This window comes from Streptomyces sp. SID13666 (genome assembly GCF_010548325.1).
Classification (GTDB): Bacteria; Actinomycetota; Actinomycetes; order Streptomycetales; family Streptomycetaceae; genus Actinacidiphila; species Actinacidiphila fildesensis.
Map to the genome: position 1 here is coordinate 90,949 of NZ_JAAGLX010000022.1, position 15,420 is coordinate 106,368.

At 71.3% G+C, this 15,420-nt stretch carries 17 protein-coding genes and 1 pseudogene; 9 read left to right on the forward strand and 9 right to left on the reverse strand.

Going from position 1 to position 15,420, the window contains the following annotated elements:
* Nucleotides 1-24 precede the first annotated feature (24 nt).
* Nucleotides 25-768 carry an alpha/beta hydrolase gene (locus G3I60_RS25675; protein WP_343241797.1) on the reverse strand — a complete coding sequence of 248 codons (744 nt, stop codon included), beginning with the start codon at nt 766-768 and terminating at the stop codon, nt 25-27.
* A 213-nt stretch (nt 769-981) separates the two neighbouring features.
* On the opposite strand from G3I60_RS25675, the gene G3I60_RS25680 reads away from it, so the two are divergent.
* The 3 genes from G3I60_RS25680 (at nt 982) to G3I60_RS25690 (ending at nt 4,027) form a co-directional block, all read left to right on the forward strand.
* Nucleotides 982-1,884 carry a hypothetical protein gene (locus G3I60_RS25680; protein WP_164297404.1) on the forward strand — a complete coding sequence of 301 codons (903 nt, stop codon included), beginning with the start codon at nt 982-984 and terminating at the stop codon, nt 1,882-1,884.
* Between the two features lie 110 nt (nt 1,885-1,994).
* Nucleotides 1,995-2,651 (forward strand): transcriptional regulator, encoded by a 657-nt coding sequence (locus G3I60_RS25685; RefSeq protein ID WP_164297402.1) that lies wholly within the window; start codon nt 1,995-1,997, stop codon nt 2,649-2,651.
* Nucleotides 2,648-4,027: an MFS transporter gene (locus G3I60_RS25690; protein WP_164297400.1), complete on the forward strand. Its 1,380-nt coding sequence runs from the start codon at nt 2,648-2,650 to the stop codon at nt 4,025-4,027. Before G3I60_RS25685 ends, G3I60_RS25690 begins: the two co-directional genes overlap by 4 nt.
* A gap of 16 nt (nt 4,028-4,043) precedes the next feature.
* Here the strand turns inward: G3I60_RS25690 and G3I60_RS25695 are convergent, their stop codons facing one another.
* Nucleotides 4,044-4,448, reverse strand: a complete 405-nt coding sequence (locus tag G3I60_RS25695; RefSeq protein WP_138355467.1) for a helix-turn-helix domain-containing protein — start codon at nt 4,446-4,448, stop codon at nt 4,044-4,046.
* 239 nt (nt 4,449-4,687) lie between these two features.
* Here G3I60_RS25695 and G3I60_RS25700 point away from each other — a divergent pair, with 239 nt between their 5' ends.
* Entirely contained in the window at nt 4,688-5,569 is an 882-nt protein-coding gene (locus tag G3I60_RS25700; protein WP_343241798.1) for an NADP-dependent oxidoreductase, read from the forward strand.
* A 48-nt stretch (nt 5,570-5,617) separates the two neighbouring features.
* On the opposite strand, the gene G3I60_RS25705 is transcribed toward G3I60_RS25700, so the two are convergent.
* The 3 genes from G3I60_RS25705 to G3I60_RS25715 form a co-directional block, all read right to left on the reverse strand.
* A complete protein-coding gene (locus G3I60_RS25705; protein WP_164607780.1) occupies nt 5,618-6,379 on the reverse strand; it encodes a hypothetical protein in 762 nt (253 codons plus the stop codon).
* Between the two features lie 174 nt (nt 6,380-6,553).
* Nucleotides 6,554-6,826: a hypothetical protein gene (locus tag G3I60_RS25710; RefSeq protein WP_164297398.1), complete on the reverse strand. Its 273-nt coding sequence runs from the start codon at nt 6,824-6,826 to the stop codon at nt 6,554-6,556.
* 336 nt (nt 6,827-7,162) lie between these two features.
* Nucleotides 7,163-7,321 (reverse strand): hypothetical protein, encoded by a 159-nt coding sequence (locus G3I60_RS25715; protein WP_164297396.1) that lies wholly within the window; start codon nt 7,319-7,321, stop codon nt 7,163-7,165.
* 116 nt (nt 7,322-7,437) lie between these two features.
* Here G3I60_RS25715 and G3I60_RS25720 point away from each other — a divergent pair, with 116 nt between their 5' ends.
* The 3 genes from G3I60_RS25720 to G3I60_RS25730 all read left to right on the forward strand — a co-directional run bounded on the left by G3I60_RS25720 (nt 7,438) and on the right by G3I60_RS25730 (nt 10,190).
* Nucleotides 7,438-8,094, forward strand: coding sequence for an HAD family hydrolase (locus tag G3I60_RS25720; protein ID WP_343241796.1), 657 nt, complete (start codon nt 7,438-7,440; stop codon nt 8,092-8,094).
* A 249-nt stretch (nt 8,095-8,343) separates the two neighbouring features.
* Entirely contained in the window at nt 8,344-9,165 is an 822-nt protein-coding gene (locus tag G3I60_RS25725) for a hypothetical protein (RefSeq protein ID WP_164297394.1), read from the forward strand.
* A 239-nt stretch (nt 9,166-9,404) separates the two neighbouring features.
* Entirely contained in the window at nt 9,405-10,190 is a 786-nt protein-coding gene (locus tag G3I60_RS25730; RefSeq protein ID WP_239070240.1) for a pentapeptide repeat-containing protein, read from the forward strand.
* A 44-nt stretch (nt 10,191-10,234) separates the two neighbouring features.
* Here G3I60_RS25730 and G3I60_RS25735 read toward each other — a convergent pair whose 3' ends face one another.
* The 4 genes and pseudogenes from G3I60_RS25735 to G3I60_RS25745 form a co-directional block, all read right to left on the reverse strand.
* Nucleotides 10,235-10,702 carry a PPOX class F420-dependent oxidoreductase gene (locus tag G3I60_RS25735; protein ID WP_164297392.1) on the reverse strand — a complete coding sequence of 156 codons (468 nt, stop codon included), beginning with the start codon at nt 10,700-10,702 and terminating at the stop codon, nt 10,235-10,237.
* A gap of 377 nt (nt 10,703-11,079) precedes the next feature.
* Nucleotides 11,080-11,238 (reverse strand): hypothetical protein, encoded by a 159-nt coding sequence (locus G3I60_RS44675; RefSeq protein ID WP_187144761.1) that lies wholly within the window; start codon nt 11,236-11,238, stop codon nt 11,080-11,082.
* A 157-nt stretch (nt 11,239-11,395) separates the two neighbouring features.
* Nucleotides 11,396-11,911: pseudogene (locus G3I60_RS25740) on the reverse strand (undecaprenyl-diphosphate phosphatase); the annotation flags it as partial.
* A gap of 183 nt (nt 11,912-12,094) precedes the next feature.
* Nucleotides 12,095-12,802: a TVP38/TMEM64 family protein gene (locus tag G3I60_RS25745; RefSeq protein ID WP_164297388.1), complete on the reverse strand. Its 708-nt coding sequence runs from the start codon at nt 12,800-12,802 to the stop codon at nt 12,095-12,097.
* A 428-nt stretch (nt 12,803-13,230) separates the two neighbouring features.
* Between G3I60_RS25745 and tuf the strand changes: the two genes are divergently transcribed.
* Nucleotides 13,231-14,403, forward strand: a complete 1,173-nt coding sequence (gene tuf / locus G3I60_RS25750) for an elongation factor Tu (RefSeq protein WP_138355461.1) — start codon at nt 13,231-13,233, stop codon at nt 14,401-14,403.
* 164 nt (nt 14,404-14,567) lie between these two features.
* Complete coding sequence (locus G3I60_RS25755) at nt 14,568-15,410, forward strand: patatin-like phospholipase family protein (protein ID WP_164297386.1); 843 nt, start codon at nt 14,568-14,570, stop codon at nt 15,408-15,410.
* Nucleotides 15,411-15,420 lie beyond the last annotated feature (10 nt).

The following is a 15,420-nucleotide window of genomic DNA, read 5'->3' on the forward strand; positions in this document are numbered from 1 at the left end:
AGCCAGTAGCCAGTAGCCAGGGGATCAGGAGACGGCGATCCCGGCGGCGCGGGCCAGCAGGTGGGCGGTCCGCGTTCCGGCATCGACGGCGTGAGCGGCCGTACTGGGCAGGCAGCGCTGGTGTTCCACGCTGTACTCGGTCAGGACGATGCCGGCGTGGTCGGTCGCGAGCTCTTCGAGCGGCGCCGGCCAGCCGCGTTCCTCCAGCGCGTCGCGCAGCTCACGTGACTGCTCGATGTCCGTGATCGGATCGATGGTGCCGTGCACCAGGTGGACCGGAATCGGCGGCACCGGGTCACCGGCCCGGGATGCGTCCTCGATCGGGACGGTGCCCGTGGTCGGCGCCGCGGAGCGGTATCCGCCGGCGATGCCCACGACGGCTCGCGGTCGCCAGCCGTCGAGCGCGGCGGGGTTGAGGGCGACGCCCAGTACGGCGTTGGCGCCCAGCGACCAGCCCGCCAGAACCATCCGCTCCGCGTCCCCGCCGAAGCGGGCCGCGTTCTCGCGCACGAACGCCACCGATTCGGCCAACTGCGTCCGGCCGCCGTCAGGAGCGTCGGGACGCCAGTCCGGTACGAAGGTGACGACTCCGAGCCGCGCGGCGCTCCGGGCGAGCGGCGCGAGCACGTCCCGTTCATCGGGGCCGCGACCGTGCCAGAGCAGCACCACGGGTGCAGCCGACGACGAGGGCGCGGGACGGTGGACATCCATGCGCCGGCCACTGGTCCCGTAGCCGAGCTCGGTCACCACATCAACGTCCGCCGTCACGGCGCTACCCCCGCATCGTCACATCACTGGCTACGAACTCTGCGAACGACGTCCGGGGCTGCATCGCCCCATGATCCGTTCCTGCTCGGCCCACGGTACCTGGAACCGCCGTTACCCGACTCACGTCGAAGGGATACGCCGCCGGGGCGTGGTCATGGAGGAACCGTCATGCGCAGCCGTGCCGCTCTTGTCAGTTCAGCTCTGTTGTTAGGTGTGTCTCTCACGGTCGCGGGGTGTGGCGCCGAGGGGGTGCGGACGGCGTCGGACGCGCCCGCCGGCAAGGACGTGCTGGTGACCGAGGGCGCCGGGCGTCCGGACGGAGCGGGCGCGCGGAGGGCGGCCGAAGTGGCCAAGGCCTGGGCGGGATCGGCGGCGGAACGCGCGTGGCGCGAGGGATACCGACCGCTCGACCAGGCGGAGTGGCTTCCGCCGGACGCGTTCCGCAGCGGGGAGGACAAGGCCGCGTTCGCCAGCGGGCACCTCGACCTCGCCACTCAGCTCCCGGCGTCCGGGCCCGACGGCCCGGAGGGAACGGTGACGTGGCCGGACGGATCGTCGGCGAAGCGACCGTTGTTGTCGGCACGTCAGGTATTCGACGGGATCGTGCGGAACAAGTCGGCGTGTCAGGGAGCGGATTGCAACGGGCGGCTGCGGGTGACCGGAGTCAAGGCGGCCACCCGAACACTGGCGACGAGTCGCGGCCGGGCCACCATCCCCGTCTGGGAGTTCACGATCGAGGGCTACGCTCAGCCGTTCGCCTATCCGGCCGTGGCCCCCGATCAGCCGCCGCGGTCGGACCGTCCAGCGCCTCGCATCGACGGTGTGAGCTCGGCGGGGGGCTGGAACGGACTCTCGTCCGACGGCCTCGTCCTCAACGTCGGGGTGTCGCACGGGTCGTGCGTGAAGGCCCTGCCCGGCCAGGTGTACGAGACGAAGGACGTCGTCGTCCTCATCGGCCGTGTCGGGCAGTTGCCCAAGGGCACGATGTGCAACGCGGATCTGCGGGTGACGCCCGTGCAGTTCCGCTTGTCGCGCCCACTGGGCACCCGGACCGTGCTCGACGCCGTGACCGGGGACCCCATGGTGCTGATGACGCCAGGGGCGGTGGCCCAGTAGTCGGCCTTGCGGACGGCCGGTGCCGCGGGGAGCACGGCTGAGCAAATAGGCAGAGGCTTCTCTGCAGATATCCCTTTGCAGAGAAGCCTCTGCAACCTATGATTGCGGCCATGGCCGATGAATCCGCACGTCCATCGCTCCCGTCCGAGGCCGCGCCCGAGTCCGGGCCCCCTTCCGAATCCGCGTCCGATCCGGAGAAGACCGTCCGGCACATCGACGCCCGCAGCCTTCGCGGGCTCGCGCATCCGCTGCGCATGCGGATGCTCGAACTGCTGAACCTCGACGGGCCCGCCACCTCGACCGGGCTCGCCGAACGGCTGGGTGAGAACACCGGCACCGTCAGCTGGCATCTGCGTCAGCTCGCCGAGCACGGTTTCATCGAGGAGGTGGTGGGGCGGGGCACCAAGCGAGAGCGCTGGTGGCAGGCGGTCAAGGAGCGGCGCACGCTCGACACCACGCAGTTCCGCTACGACCCCGACACCCGGGGCGCGCTCTCCGTCTACATGCACGAACTGATCCAGCAGACGTTCTCCCGGGTCGCCGACTACCTCGCCGACGACTGGGAGGGCCCATGGCAGGGCATCGGCACGCTCGTCGACCGATCCGACCTGCGGCTGACGCCTGCTCAGCTGTCGTCGCTCAACGCGGAGTTGATGTCCGTCATCGACCGGCACACCCCGGCTCCCGACGCGGAGCCCGGCGAGGACGCGCTGCCCGTCATCGTTCAGCTCCAGTCATTCCCCCGCAAGGAGCGTGGCGGCGCATGAACCAGGGCACGGACAACGGTCTGCGCGAAAACAGGCGCTCCGACGAAGACACGCGCCCGGACGACGAGCTTCGTTCGGACGGCACCACGCGCTCCGACGACGGCATACGTGGCGGGCTGCTGCGCCGGCACCGCGACTTCCGGCTGCTGTGGTGCGGTGAGACGGCCGGCAAGTTCGGCGCGTCCGTCACCGGAGTGACGATGCCACTCGTCGCCGTCACCACGTTGCACGCCACCACCTTCCAGGTCGGCGTGCTGACAGCCGCCACCTGGCTTCCGTGGCTGATCATCGGCCTTCCCGTCGGCGTCTGGGTGGACCGGATGCGGCGCCGCCCGATCATGCTCATAGCGGCGGCGGTCTCCCTGCTCCTCTACCTCAGCATCCCGGTCGCCGCCTGGTCCGGTGCGCTGAGCATCGGGCTGCTGCTCGCCGTCGCCCTGCTGACGGGTACGGCCGTGGTCTTCTTCCAGACCGCCTACACGGCCTACCTTCCCAGCATCCTGGCGCCGGCCGACCAACCCGAAGGCAACGCCAAGCTGCACGGGAGTGCGTCGGCCGCGCAGATCGCGGGTCTCGGATCCGGCGGTCTGATCGCCCAGTTGGCGGGCGCGGTCAACGGGATGTTCGCCAACGCCGCGACGTTCCTCGTCTCGCTGCTCTGCCTGTCGGGCATCCGGCACCGCGAACCGCGCGCCGTCAGGACCGAACGTCCGCCCAGGGCGCTGGTCAAGGAGGTCGGGGAGGGGCTTCGGCTGGCCACCCGCGATCCCTGGATCCGCAGCCTGACGCTCTTCGGAGCGACCTCCAACCTCGCGCTGATGGGCTTCCAGTCGATCCTGGTGGTCTTCCTGGTGCGGGAGGTCGGCGTGGGCTCCGGTACGGTCGGCGCGCTGATCGCGGCCGCCGGCAGCGGCGGGGTCGCCGGTGCGTTCGCCGCCCGCCGGGTCGCCGCCCGTGTGGGTACGGCGCGCGCCACGCTCCTGTTCGAGCTGGGGTTCGCGGTGTTCGCGCTGCTCATTCCGCTCACCGTCGGCGGTGCGGGGGTGCTGCTCTACGTGGCGGGCGGCTTCTGCGTCTCCGCCGGGGTGGTGGCGGGCAATGTCATCAAGGCGGGCTTCCAGCAGAGCTATTGCCCGCCGGAGCTGCTCGGCCGACTCACCGCGAGCACGTCGTTCATCAACTTCGGTACGATCCCGCTGGGGGCGCTGCTCGGCGGCACGCTGGGTACCGTACTCGGCCTCCGTGCCGCCATGTGGATCACGACGGCAGGGGTCCCGCTCGCCGGTCTGATCCTGGTCTTCTCGCCGGTGCGCAGTACCCGCGACCTGCCCACGTCACCGCTGTCCGGCACCCGATCCGCCGCGCTCCCGCACTGATCCGCCCCGTGGTTCGTCAGGCGTCGGCACGGCTGTCGTAGGACTCGCGCGCCGCGTCGACCGCCTCGATGTGCTGCTCGGCCCAGTCCTTCACCGCGCGCATCACGGGCAGCAGAGTCTCACCGAGTGGTGTCAGTTCGTAGTCGACGCGGATCGGCACGGTCGGCGTGACGGTCCGGCTGACGAGACCGTCGCGTTCGAGGGCGCGCAGCGTCTGGGTGAGCATCTTCTGGCTGACGCCCGCGACACGGCGCGCGAGATCGCCGTACCGCATCGGGCCGTCGGCGAGTGCGCTGAGCAGCAGGCTGACCCACTTGTCGCTGATGCGGTCGAGCAGCCGCCGCGCCGGGCAGGTGGCGAGGTAGGCGTCGTACTCCTGCCGGGCCTCGGCCCGGACCTCGGCGGCGGTTCGTGTCGGCATGGTGCGTCCCTCAGGGTGCGTTGGGCACTCTCAAGTGCGTACTTCCTGAAGGAGAGTAGCTCTCTCTAGGTTGGTGATCGAGGCCCTGCGCGGGCCGTTTCCTCGTCATTGATCTACGGAGGTTCGCCGTGCGCGCACTGATCGCCCGATTTACCGACGGCTCCGACGGCTCCGATGGTTCCGGAGGTTCCGGAGGTTCCGGTGGCTCTCACGGGACGCTTGAGGTCGTCGACGCGCCGGTGCCAAAGGTCGGCGCCGGGCAACTGCGGATCGCGGTCGAGGCCGCCGCCGTCAATCCCGTCGATCTCCTCGTGTCGGCCGGGGCGCCGGTCGCCGCCGGGCTCGTCGGTGCCCGGCCGGTCTTCGGCCTCGGCTGGGACGTTGCCGGGACGGTCGACGCCGTCGGCCCCGGCGTGACGGCGTTCGCGCCCGGCGACCGGGTCATCGGACTCCAGGACCGGCTGGACGTCCGCACCGGCGCCCAGGCGGAGTTCGTCGTCCTCGACGCGGACGCCGTCGCCTCCGCTCCCGCCGGGATTCCGCCCGAGGCTGCGGCGACCCTGCCGCTCAACGCACTGACCGCGGATCTGGCGCTCGACGTGCTCGGCGCGCTCGGCCTGGCGTCCGGCGGAACACTGCTGGTCACCGGGGCGGCCGGGGCCCTGGGCGGGTACGCCGTCGAGTTGGCGGCACTCCGGGGGCTGCGGGTCGTCGCGGTCGCGGGTGCGGCGGACGAATCCTCGGTCCGGGCGCTGGGGGCCGCGTACTTCGTCGGACGGGGACCAGAACTGGCCGACAGGGTCAGGGAGTTGGTACCGGGTGGGGCCGACGCCGCGCTGGACGCGGCGATGCTGCGGGCCGATGCCCTGGACGCGGTGCGTGGCGGCGGCGCGTTCGCCTCCGTCAACGCGGGCGCCGGGCCGGTGCCTCTGCGCGGAATCAATGTCCGCGACGTATGGGTGCGGGCGGACGGCGCGCGGCTCGCCGAACTGGCCCGGCTCGCGGAGACGGGCGCGCTCACCCCGCGCGTCGCGGGGGTGCTGCCGCTGGAGCGCGCGGCGGAGGCGCACGCGCGCATGTCGGAGGGCGGAGTACGGGGCCGGTGGGTGCTGGTGCCGTAGGGCGCGCGGCGACGTCCGCTCTCCACCCTTTCGTGTTCCGCCCTCCCGTCAGTACTTCAGGACCGCCCACACCAGCGCGCCGGCGACGGCCGCGGCGTAGCAGCCCGCTGCCGTGACGACCGCCCGGTACCGGGCTCCCGGACTCCAGGAAGTCAGCGACAACAGCCAGGCCAGCGCCGGGAGAACCAGGATGGCGTGCAGGCTGACGCCGTGCAGCGGCTTGACGGAGGCGGTGCTGCGGTAGCCGGCTGCCTGGTGGCCGGTGCGGGTCAGGACGACGCCGCGCGCGATCATCGCCGCGCCCGACAGGAGTCCGATGAGCAGGATGGCGAAACCGGTGCGCAGCGCGAGCGGCATACCGGTCGGCCCCTCGGGGCGTCGGGTGAACGAGACGACCGCGAACGCGGAGAGGATGACGACGAGCAGCGCGCCGCCGACGGCGAGGGACATGGACACCGAGGTGTTGAAAGGTGACTCCATGTTGAAGTGCGACGGCACGCGGCGCCACGCCTGGAGCGTGATGCCGCCGACCTCCAGTACGCAGTCGGCCGCGAACAGGGTGAGCAGCACGGCGCGGGTGCGGGCGCCCATCCGCAGATACGACGTCACGCAGGTGATCGCGATCAGCGTCAGACCGAAGGAGAGCCCGAAGGTGAAGGGCTTCCGCCAGGAGACCGGCCCCTCCCACGGACCCCCGTCGACGGCGAACACCCCCAGGTGCACCAGCCCGGAGACGACGAGAACGGCGCCGGTCACGTAACAGAGCCGTTCGCTCCTCCTCGCCACCCGCCACCCTTCTCCCCGCCGCATCGCGGGCGGCGCTCCGGTCGCTCCCGGCGGGTTCGTGCGCGTCGCAGGGTCGGGCTGGGGCACTGCCGCTCGCGCATGCATGGGACAACTCCTGGCGGAACGTGGGAGGGGGTTGGGTGGGCCGGAGGCCGGGTGAGCTGGGAGACAGGGCGAGCCGGGAGACAGGGCGCGATGTCAGAAGCGGACCGTGGACTCCGTGCGGCGGCTCATCCGCAGTACGGAGACGGCGCCGGCTATGACGATGCCCAGCAGAGCGGCGAGCTGCACCACCGTCGAGGCGATGAGGAGGCCGTTGCCCGACCCGAGGTGATCGCCCGTGTTCGGCGTCGTGAACGATCCGATGCCGATGAACAGGCCGACGGCCGTCGCGATCGCGGCGGTCCAGAGGCGCGGACGCCAGGCCAGCAGCCCGGCCGCGACCACCGGAATGACGGCGCCGGGCGGCACGACCGGGTAGTCCGCGCCGCTGCCATCTGTACGGGAATCGACGCCGCCATCAGGACCAGCAGGGCGAGGGTGATTTTGACGGGTCCACGATGGGTTTCCATACCCCCAAGAATCCCGAGCGGCCGTCCGGGTGTCGTCGTCCGGCCGAAGGCACCCGATCTACGCCCGGGGGAGTAGTGGGGGCGGACCAGGACAGGGTGGACCCAAGACAGGGTGCACCAAGACAGACCGGATCAAGGCAGGGTGGACCGTGGCCTTTCCATGGGTCCGACGGTCCGACGGTTCAGATGGATGGGCTGGGCGGATGGACGGGAAATGGATGGCCGGGAGCGCTGGTTACGCGGCGTTCGCGCGTTCGGCGCGGCGCGCCGTCAGATAGGCGTCCCGGAGGCGGGCGAGTTCCGTGAGTTCGGCGGGTGTCCAGGATCGGTCGCCGTGCGCCTGGACATAGGCGCGCAGTCGATCATTCGCATGGGTCGAGAGTGTGCCGCGCATGCGATAAGACTATGGGTCCTCAGCGGCGATCGGAATCCAGCTGCCAGGAACGGCATATGCGACCTCGGAACGGCGCGGCATTCCGGGCCCGGCCGGAACCCTCGTACGCTGACAAGGTGATCGAGGCAATGGTGTTCGATATCGGCGAGACTCTCATCAGTGATACCCGGTACTGGGAGTCATGGGCCGACTGGCTCGGAATTCCGCGGCATACGATGTCCGCCCTGGTCGGCGCCGTTGTGTCCCAAGGCCGCGACAACGCGGACGCGTTGCGGCTCATTCGTCCCGGGCTCGATCTCCCGGCCGCCCACGCTGCCCGCCGGACCGCTGGCCGCGGCGAGTTCCTCGACGAATCCGATCTCTACCCGGATGTGCGTCCGGCGCTGGGCGGGTTGCGGAAGCTCGGAATCCGGGTGCTGGTCGCGGGTAACCAATCGGCGCGCACTGGTGAGCTGTTGCGCGGTCTGGACCTGCCTGCCGACGTGATCGCGACGTCCGAGGAGTGGGGTGTCGCCAAGCCCAGCCCGGAATTCTTCGCCCGGGTCGTCGAGTTGGCGCAGGCCGAGCCGCACGAGATCGTCTATGTCGGGGACCATCCGGCCAACGACGTCTTCCCGGCGAAGCACGCCGGACTGCGGGTCGCGCATCTGCGGCGCGGGCCGTGGGGACATCTGTGGGCGGACGATCCGGAGACGGTCCGGGTGGCCGACTGGCGCATCGGTTCCCTGACCGATCTGAGTTCGATCGTCTCGACCTGGAACGTCTCTGCCTAGAACGTGCCACTGACCCCTGGGCCCAACATTCCAGTTAACACCACGGCGGTTGCGGTGGAACCGTATTCGCGGGAGGGCGGGAAATCGACGCCGTCGATCTGGGATTGTGCAGCGGGACCTTCTGGGCAGGATCTGTGGGTGGCGCGTTAATTCGTGGAGTGGTGATCGCCGGATCCGGTGCACCGTTCGAATTTCTGTCGCGCACAAGTACATATGTTCGGCTCGTAGTTCGTAGTTCGTAGGAGCGAGATGGCAGCAGCGCAGTGGAATCGGCTGATGGACCACGTCATGGCGGTCCCGGAGCGGACCTACGAAGGTTGGAACAGTCACGACGGCTGGGACAACCACACCGAATTCGGGGTGGAGTTCGGCGAGGACGGGTACTCCTGGTGCGTCATGTGGGAATGGGACATGTACCACGACATGGGGCTCGACGCGATCGTGCCCAAGGTCGACAACGTCTCGGCCTTCACCGCCTGGGCGCAGCAGCGCGGCCAGTGGAGCGAGTATCCGAGCATCGGTGCCTGGGTGAACCTCGGCAACGGTGCCCACACCGAGATCGTGACGGGCTTCGACGCCGTCAACATCCGCACCAAGGGCGGTAACTCGATCAAGGAGGGTGCCGCCGACAACGGGCAGGGCAACGGTGTCTGGTCGCACACCACCGCCCGCCGTTCGTCCCGCGTCGTCGGGTACTTCGCCCCGCGCTTCCCGGACGGCGTGTGCCCGCCCACCGCCGACCCCAGCGATCACCGCGGCGGCAAGGCCGTCGCCTCGTACCACTGGACACCACCGTCGACACCGGGAGCGCCCGCGTTTCCCGGGCGGCAGTACTTCGTACTGGGGGCGAGCAGCGACTACGCGCTGCAGCTGCAGACGTGGCTGCAGCGCGGCGACTGGGGGCCGCCGTACAAGGTCGGCCCCAGCCGCACCATGTCCCAGCTTGATCTGATCAAGGTCAAGGCGCTGCAGCAGCACTACCTCTCCGTCCTGGGCCCGGCCGACGGGCTCACCGGTCCCAGGACGTGGCAGTACGCGTACGAGATCGCCTACGGTCTCCGGGCGAAGTGATCCGGGCGGTCTCGGTGGAGGCGGCTGTGCGGGACGAGGTCGGATAATGTGCGAGGTGAGAGTGCCGGACCCAGTCGTTCAGCGATGCGGAGACGCAGCCACCGTGCCGGCGGCCGCGGTCGGCACCGCCGCTGCGTAACAGGAGACCGAGCACGTTGTCTGAGAACCGCGAACGTACACAGGCCGAGCCGGAGCCCGGTTCGGGGCCGGAGGCCGGCCCCGGTGGCGGGCCGGCCGCCCTGCGCGCCGACTGCGGGAGCTGCTTCGCGCTGTGCTGTGTCGTGCCGGCGTTCTCCGCCTCCGTCGACTTCGCGATCAACAAGAACGCCGGCCAGGCCTGCCCCAATCTGCAGCAGGACTTCCGCTGCGGCATGCACACCCGCCTCAGGGACAAGGGCTTCCGGGGCTGCACCGTCTACGACTGCTTCGGCGCCGGGCAGAAGGTCTCGCAGGTCACCTTCGGTGGCCAGGACTGGCGGCAGGCACCGCGCACGGCGAAGCAGATGTTCCAGGTCTTCCCCGTCATGCGGGATCTGCATGAGCTGCTCTGGTACCTGACCGAGGCGCTGACGCTGCGGCCGGCCCGCTCCCTGCACGCGGAGCTCGGGGCCGCGCTGGAGGAGACCGAACGCCTCACCCGGTACAACCCCGAGCTCCTCGTGGAGCTGGACGTTCCGGCCCACCGCAGGGACGTGAACGCCCTGCTGCTGCGGGCCAGCGAACTCGTGCGTGCCGAGGTCCGGGGCAAGAAGAAGGACCGCAGAGGAGCCGACCTCATCGGCGCCCGGCTCAAGGGCGCCGACCTGAGGGGCGCCAACCTGCGCGGGGCGTATCTCATCGGGGCCGACCTCTCGGGCGCCGATCTGCGGACGGCCGACGTGATCGGCGCCGACTTCCGGGACGCGGACCTGCGCGGCGCCGACCTCACCGGGGCCATCTTCCTCATCCAGTCCCAACTGGACGCGGCGCGCGGGGACGCCGGAACGAAGCTGCCGCCCGCGCTCAGCCACCCGGAACGCTGGTAGGCCCCACGCCGCACTGCCTGCCTCGGACGAGGCTCAGGCCCGTCCTATCCGGTCACGTCGAGAGCGGTGCCGTAGAGCCGGTCGACCTTCAGCCGGATGACGAGCCGCTGCTCCGCTACGAGCTGTGCGAGGAACGGCCCCTCGTCCGCCGGACGGGCCGAGGCCGGCAGCATGGCGAGCAGCTCGCGCCCGACGGCGTCGCCCGCCTCGGTCGTGATCTCCGAGACCTCGGCCTCGCCCTCCGCGACGGCGAACGACCAGTGGTCCTCGCTGGAGACGTGCAGCGCGGCCCGTGAATCGTTCCTGAGCTGGCGCACCTTGACGCGGTCGGCGGTGGTCGAGAAGCGGACGATCCGGGACTCGGGATCCCAGTGGTAGAGCATGGTCGTCAGATGCGGGTGCCCGCTGCGCTTGTTGGTGGCCAGGACCCCGAACTGATGCGTGGCGAGCAGCGCGGAGAGCGCGTCGTCCGCCAGGACCCGGGGGCCCGGGCCGCTCTTCTCGTCGGTCATGTGGACTCCCCAACTTCCGGCGTACGGAGGCTCGTGATCGGAGAAGGTCCTGTGGTCCTCGTGGTCCAGACCTCCCATGGCCAGCTCAACGAGCGGCACCCGTCAAGGATGTGCCGGATCTGCGGGCCCGTCAAAGGGGCCGGCGCCGGGTGCGCCTTCCGTCCTATCCCTCCTCTCCGTCCTGTCCGCCGAGGACGGAGGTGGGATCACCGGTGTACCAGAGGTTGTCGATGTGGGGTGTGCTGACGCCCGCGGGCTGTCCCATCGCGTAGGCCCCGCAGACAGAAGCCGCCCACACCGGCTGGCGGTGTGGGCGGCGGGACGGTCGTCGGGTGCGGGGCGGCCGGTGGACGGCGGCCCGGCAGGAGGGTCAGTCGCTACGCGGCTTTCCGGTAATGGGCGCGCTGCGCTGCCAGGAACGCGGACCGCAGGCGTTCGAGCTCGGCGAGCTCGGCCGGGGTCCAGGCACGGGAACCGTGCGCGTGAAGGTAGGCGCGGAGGGCGTCGTTCGCCTCGGCCACAGGTGTTGCATGCATACCGATCAGGTTACGGTGCGCCGGTGGTCGCTCCGACCAATCCAGCAGGAATTGCGTGTGCGAATGGTCACGCTGCGGAAGGTCGCCCGGTCGGAGCGGCGCCCCGCGGCCGGTGGCCCGGGCCGGGGCCCGTGCGGCGCGGACCTCACGGATCCGGTTACTCGAACGCGGCGGCCTTGACGTCCAGCACACCGGCTCCCACCAGTGCGAAGAGCACGACGCCGAGCAGGACGCGGTAGATCACGAAGGGCATGAAGCTCTTGGTGGAGATGTACCGCATGAACCAGGTGATGACGGCGTATCCGACGCCGAACGCGATGACGGTGGCGAGGATCGTCGGTCCCCAGGAGAGATGTGAGTCACCACCGACGTCCTTGGGCTCGAAGACCCCGGACGCCAGGACCGCGGGGATGGCGAGCAGGAAGGAGTACCGGGCCGCGGCCTCGCGGGTGTGGCCGAGGAAGAGGCCGCCGCTGATGGTGGCGCCGGAGCGGGGGACGCCCGGGATCAGGGCCATCGCCTGGCAGAGGCCGTAGACCAGGCCGTCGCGGGTGGTGAGGTCGCGCAGCGTCTTGCGGGGCGGTGCGGCGCGGTGCCGACCGCCCTGGTCGTCGGGGCCGCCGCGGGCGGCGAGGCGGTCGGCGACGCCGAGGACCAGGCCCATGACGATCAGGTCGTCGGGCGGTGGAGAGCGGTGCCGGGACGTCGGTCCGCGTGGGACACGTTCGCCGGTGCCGGAACGTCGGTCCGTGCTGAAGCGTCAGCCGGTGCCGGAACGGCTGGAACGGCTGGAACGGCTGGGACGGCTGGGACGGCTGGGACGGCAGCCTGTGCTGGCCATCCCGGTGCAGGAAGGTCAGGCGGCCGACCTGGTGCTCTGGGTACGGCGGGCCCGGACGGCGACCAGGACGGCACCCAGGCCGGTCACCGCGATGAACCCCATGGCCAGCAGGAAGGCCGGTGAGGTCGGTGACGACGCGCGGCTGCCCGCTATGACGTAGGCGGCCGTGTTGGGGATACTGCCGATCGCGGTGGCGAGCAGGAACGGGCCCAGGCGCATGTGCGAGACGGCCGCCGAGTAGTTGGCGGCGGCGAAGGGCACACCGGGGAAGAGCCGGATCGCGAGCATGCTGCGGAAGCCGTGCCGGCTCAACTGCCGGTCCACCGAGGTGATCAGGCGCCCGCGCAGCAGGGGTCTGAGCGCGTCGCGGCCGAGCACCCGGCCCAGACAGAAGGACAGCCCGGCGCCCAGTACGGTGCCGGCCAGTGAGGAGAGCAGCCCGGCCTGCGTCCCGAACAGCGCGCCGGCCGCGACGTTGAGCAGCGGGCGGGGCACGAAGGCGAACGCGCACACCCCGTACGCGGCCGCGAAGAGCACCACCGCGGCGCCGCCCGACAGCTGGGGCCAGCCGTCCATGACCAGGTGCTGCGGCTGCCAGACCAGCACGGCCGTGGCCGCACCCGTCAGCAGCGCGACCAGCAGGGCCAGCCGCGCCCACGGCGAGAGCAGCGCACGGGTGCACCGTACGGCGGGGCCGTCGGACGTCGGGAGGCGATCGAGCATCCAGGGAGCCTAACCGAGACCGGTGAACGTGCGGAGTGAGCGGGGGTCCCCGCAGGGTTCCCGCACGCTCCCGCACCGTCCCCGCAGGGTTCCCGCACCGTCCCCGCAGGCGGAAAACCGTTCGACGCCGGGCCGCCGGGTGACGGATCATCAACGCCATGAACCGGTATGCCTTCGCAGATACGTCCGCAGTCGCGGACGCGCTGGAGGCTGCCCTCGCTTCATTCCTCGACGGCGCCCGAAGCTGACCCTCCCCGGACATTCCGGCGGACCCCGCAGGGGGAGGGTCGGTCCGGCCCAGGGGGTCCCCGCGTTCCCGTGCGCGATCACCACGTCATCCGGTCACCAGGCCAGGCCGCCCGGCCGAGCCACCCGACCATGCCGTCGTGCCGCCGCGCGCAGAATTCCGAGGAAGAAGCGAACCGACCATGTCCAAGACGGCATACGTGCGCACCAAGCCGCACCTCAACATCGGCACGATGGGCCACGTCGACCACGGCAAGACGACGCTGACGGCCGCGATCACCAAGGTGCTCGCCGACCGGGGGACCGGCACCTTCGTACCGTTCGACCGGATCGACCGGGCGCCGGAGGAGGCCGCCCGCGGGATCACGATCACCATCTCGCACGTCGAGTACGAGACCGCCACCCGGCACTACGCGCACGTCGACATGCCCGGGCACGCCGACTACGTGAAGAACATGATCACCGGTGCGGCGCAGCTCGACGGGGCGATCCTGGTCGTCTCGGCGCTCGACGGCGTGATGCCGCAGACCGCCGAGCACGTACTGCTCGCCCGGCAGGTGGGGGTCGAGCACATCGTCGTGGCCCTCAACAAGGCCGACGCCGGTGACCCCGAGCTGACCGACCTGGTCGAGCTGGAGGTGCGCGACCTGCTCAGCGCGCACGGATATCCGGGGGAGTCGGCCGCGGTGGTGCGGGTGTCGGGGCTGCGGGCGCTGGAGGGCGACCCGCGGTGGACGGCGGCGGTCGGTGAGTTGCTGGACGCCGTCGACACCCAGGTGCCGATGCCGGTGCGCTACACCGACGCGCCGTTCCTGCTCTCGGTGGAGAACGTGCTGACCATCACCGGTCGGGGCACGGTCGTCACGGGCGCCGTCGAGCGGGGGACCGTGCGGGTCGGCGACCGCGTCGAGGTGCTCGGCGCGGACACGGCCTCGGTCGTGACCGGTCTGGAGACCTTCGGCAAGCCGATGGAGTCCGCGCAGGCGGGCGACAACGTGGCGCTGCTGCTGCGCGGGGTGCAGCGGGACGTCGTGCGGCGCGGCCACATCGTGGCGGCGCCGGGCAGCGTGACGCAGAGCACGCGCTTCACCGCGCGGGTGTACGTGGTGCCGGCCGCCGAGGGCGGGCGCCGTACCCCGGTCTCCACCGGCTACCGGCCGCAGTTCTACATCCGCACCGCGGACGTGGTCGGCGACGTGGACCTCGGTGTTGCCGGGATGGCGCTGCCGGGCGACACCGCCGAGATGACGGTGGAGCTGGGCAGGCCCGTACCGCTCGAGGTCGGGCTCGGCTTCGCGATCCGCGAGGGCGGCCGGACGGTCGGCGCGGGGACCGTTACCGCCATCGACGGCTGACCGGTAACGGTCGCCGGAGCCGTCCCGGGCCGTGTCCCCCGCACCATCCGGTGCGGGGGACACGGCCCGTCGTCTGTTCGTCGCGTGACGCACACGGCACACTGCTCCTCACACCTGTTCCCGGGAGCGCATCGGCCGCGGCCCGTGGCGAGAGGATCCTGGGCATGAAGGGCACAGCGCTCGTACTGGGCAGCGGCGGACTGACCGGCGTCGGGTGGGAGATCGGCATGATCGCCGGTCTCGCGGCGGCCGGGGTGGACCTCAGCACGGCCGATCTGGTGGTCGGCACCTCCGCCGGATCCATCGTCGGGGCGCAGCTCACCTCCGGCCGGCTCGGGGTCGAGGAGCTGTACGAGCGCCAACTCGTCGATCCGCGGGGGGAGACCGTCGCCCGGATAAGCCGCCGGCTCATCTCCCGGTACGTCTGGGCCGCGGCGCGCTCGCACGACGTACAGGGCTACCTCCTGCGCATGGGCCACATCGCGCGTACCGCCCGCACCGCCCCCGAGTCGGAGCGGCGGGCCACCATCGCCGGGCGGCTGGTCTCGCACGACTGGCCGGAACAGCGGCTGCTGGTCACCGCGGTCGACGCGGAGAACGGCGAGTTCACCGTCTTCGACAGTGCCGCGGGCATCGGGGTCGTCGACGCGGTGAGCGCGAGCTGCGCCGTGCCCGGCGTCTGGCCGCCGATCACCGCGGGAGGGCGGCGCTGGATCGACGGCGGCGTGCGGTCCAGCGCCAACGCCGATCTCGCGGCGGGCTACGAGCGGGTGGTGGTCCTCGCGCCGGTGGCCCGTGGCGGTGGCCCGGTCCCGGCGCCCCGGACGCAGACCGCCGAGCTGACGGCGGCCGGCGCCCAGGTGGTGCTGATCACCCCGGACCAGGCGTCGCGGACCGCGTTCGGACGCAATGTGCTCGATCCGGCGCGGCGGGCCGGCGCCGCGCGGGCCGGCCGCGCCCAGAGCGCCGCGCACGCCGAGCAGGTCCGGGCCGTGTGGTGCGGCTGACCTGTCCGGC

Bases quoted from the DNA above. Each gene is read 5' to 3' on its own strand.
- G3I60_RS25755 (WP_164297386.1), top strand. From the start codon at position 14,568: ATGAAGGGCACAGCGCTCGTACTGGGCAGCGGCGGACTGACCGGCGTC.
- G3I60_RS25725 (WP_164297394.1), top strand. From the start codon at position 8,344: ATGGCAGCAGCGCAGTGGAATCGGCTGATGGACCACGTCATGGCGGTC.
- G3I60_RS25745 (WP_164297388.1), bottom strand. From the start codon at position 12,802: ATGCTCGATCGCCTCCCGACGTCCGACGGCCCCGCCGTACGGTGCACC.
- tuf (WP_138355461.1), top strand. From the start codon at position 13,231: ATGTCCAAGACGGCATACGTGCGCACCAAGCCGCACCTCAACATCGGC.
- G3I60_RS25690 (WP_164297400.1), top strand. From the start codon at position 2,648: ATGAACCAGGGCACGGACAACGGTCTGCGCGAAAACAGGCGCTCCGAC.
- G3I60_RS25695 (WP_138355467.1), bottom strand. From the start codon at position 4,448: ATGCCGACACGAACCGCCGCCGAGGTCCGGGCCGAGGCCCGGCAGGAG.
- G3I60_RS25715 (WP_164297396.1), bottom strand. From the start codon at position 7,321: ATGCGCGGCACACTCTCGACCCATGCGAATGATCGACTGCGCGCCTAT.
- G3I60_RS44675 (WP_187144761.1), bottom strand. From the start codon at position 11,238: ATGCATGCAACACCTGTGGCCGAGGCGAACGACGCCCTCCGCGCCTAC.
- G3I60_RS25705 (WP_164607780.1), bottom strand. From the start codon at position 6,379: ATGCGGCGGGGAGAAGGGTGGCGGGTGGCGAGGAGGAGCGAACGGCTC.
- G3I60_RS25685 (WP_164297402.1), top strand. From the start codon at position 1,995: ATGGCCGATGAATCCGCACGTCCATCGCTCCCGTCCGAGGCCGCGCCC.
- G3I60_RS25735 (WP_164297392.1), bottom strand. From the start codon at position 10,702: ATGACCGACGAGAAGAGCGGCCCGGGCCCCCGGGTCCTGGCGGACGAC.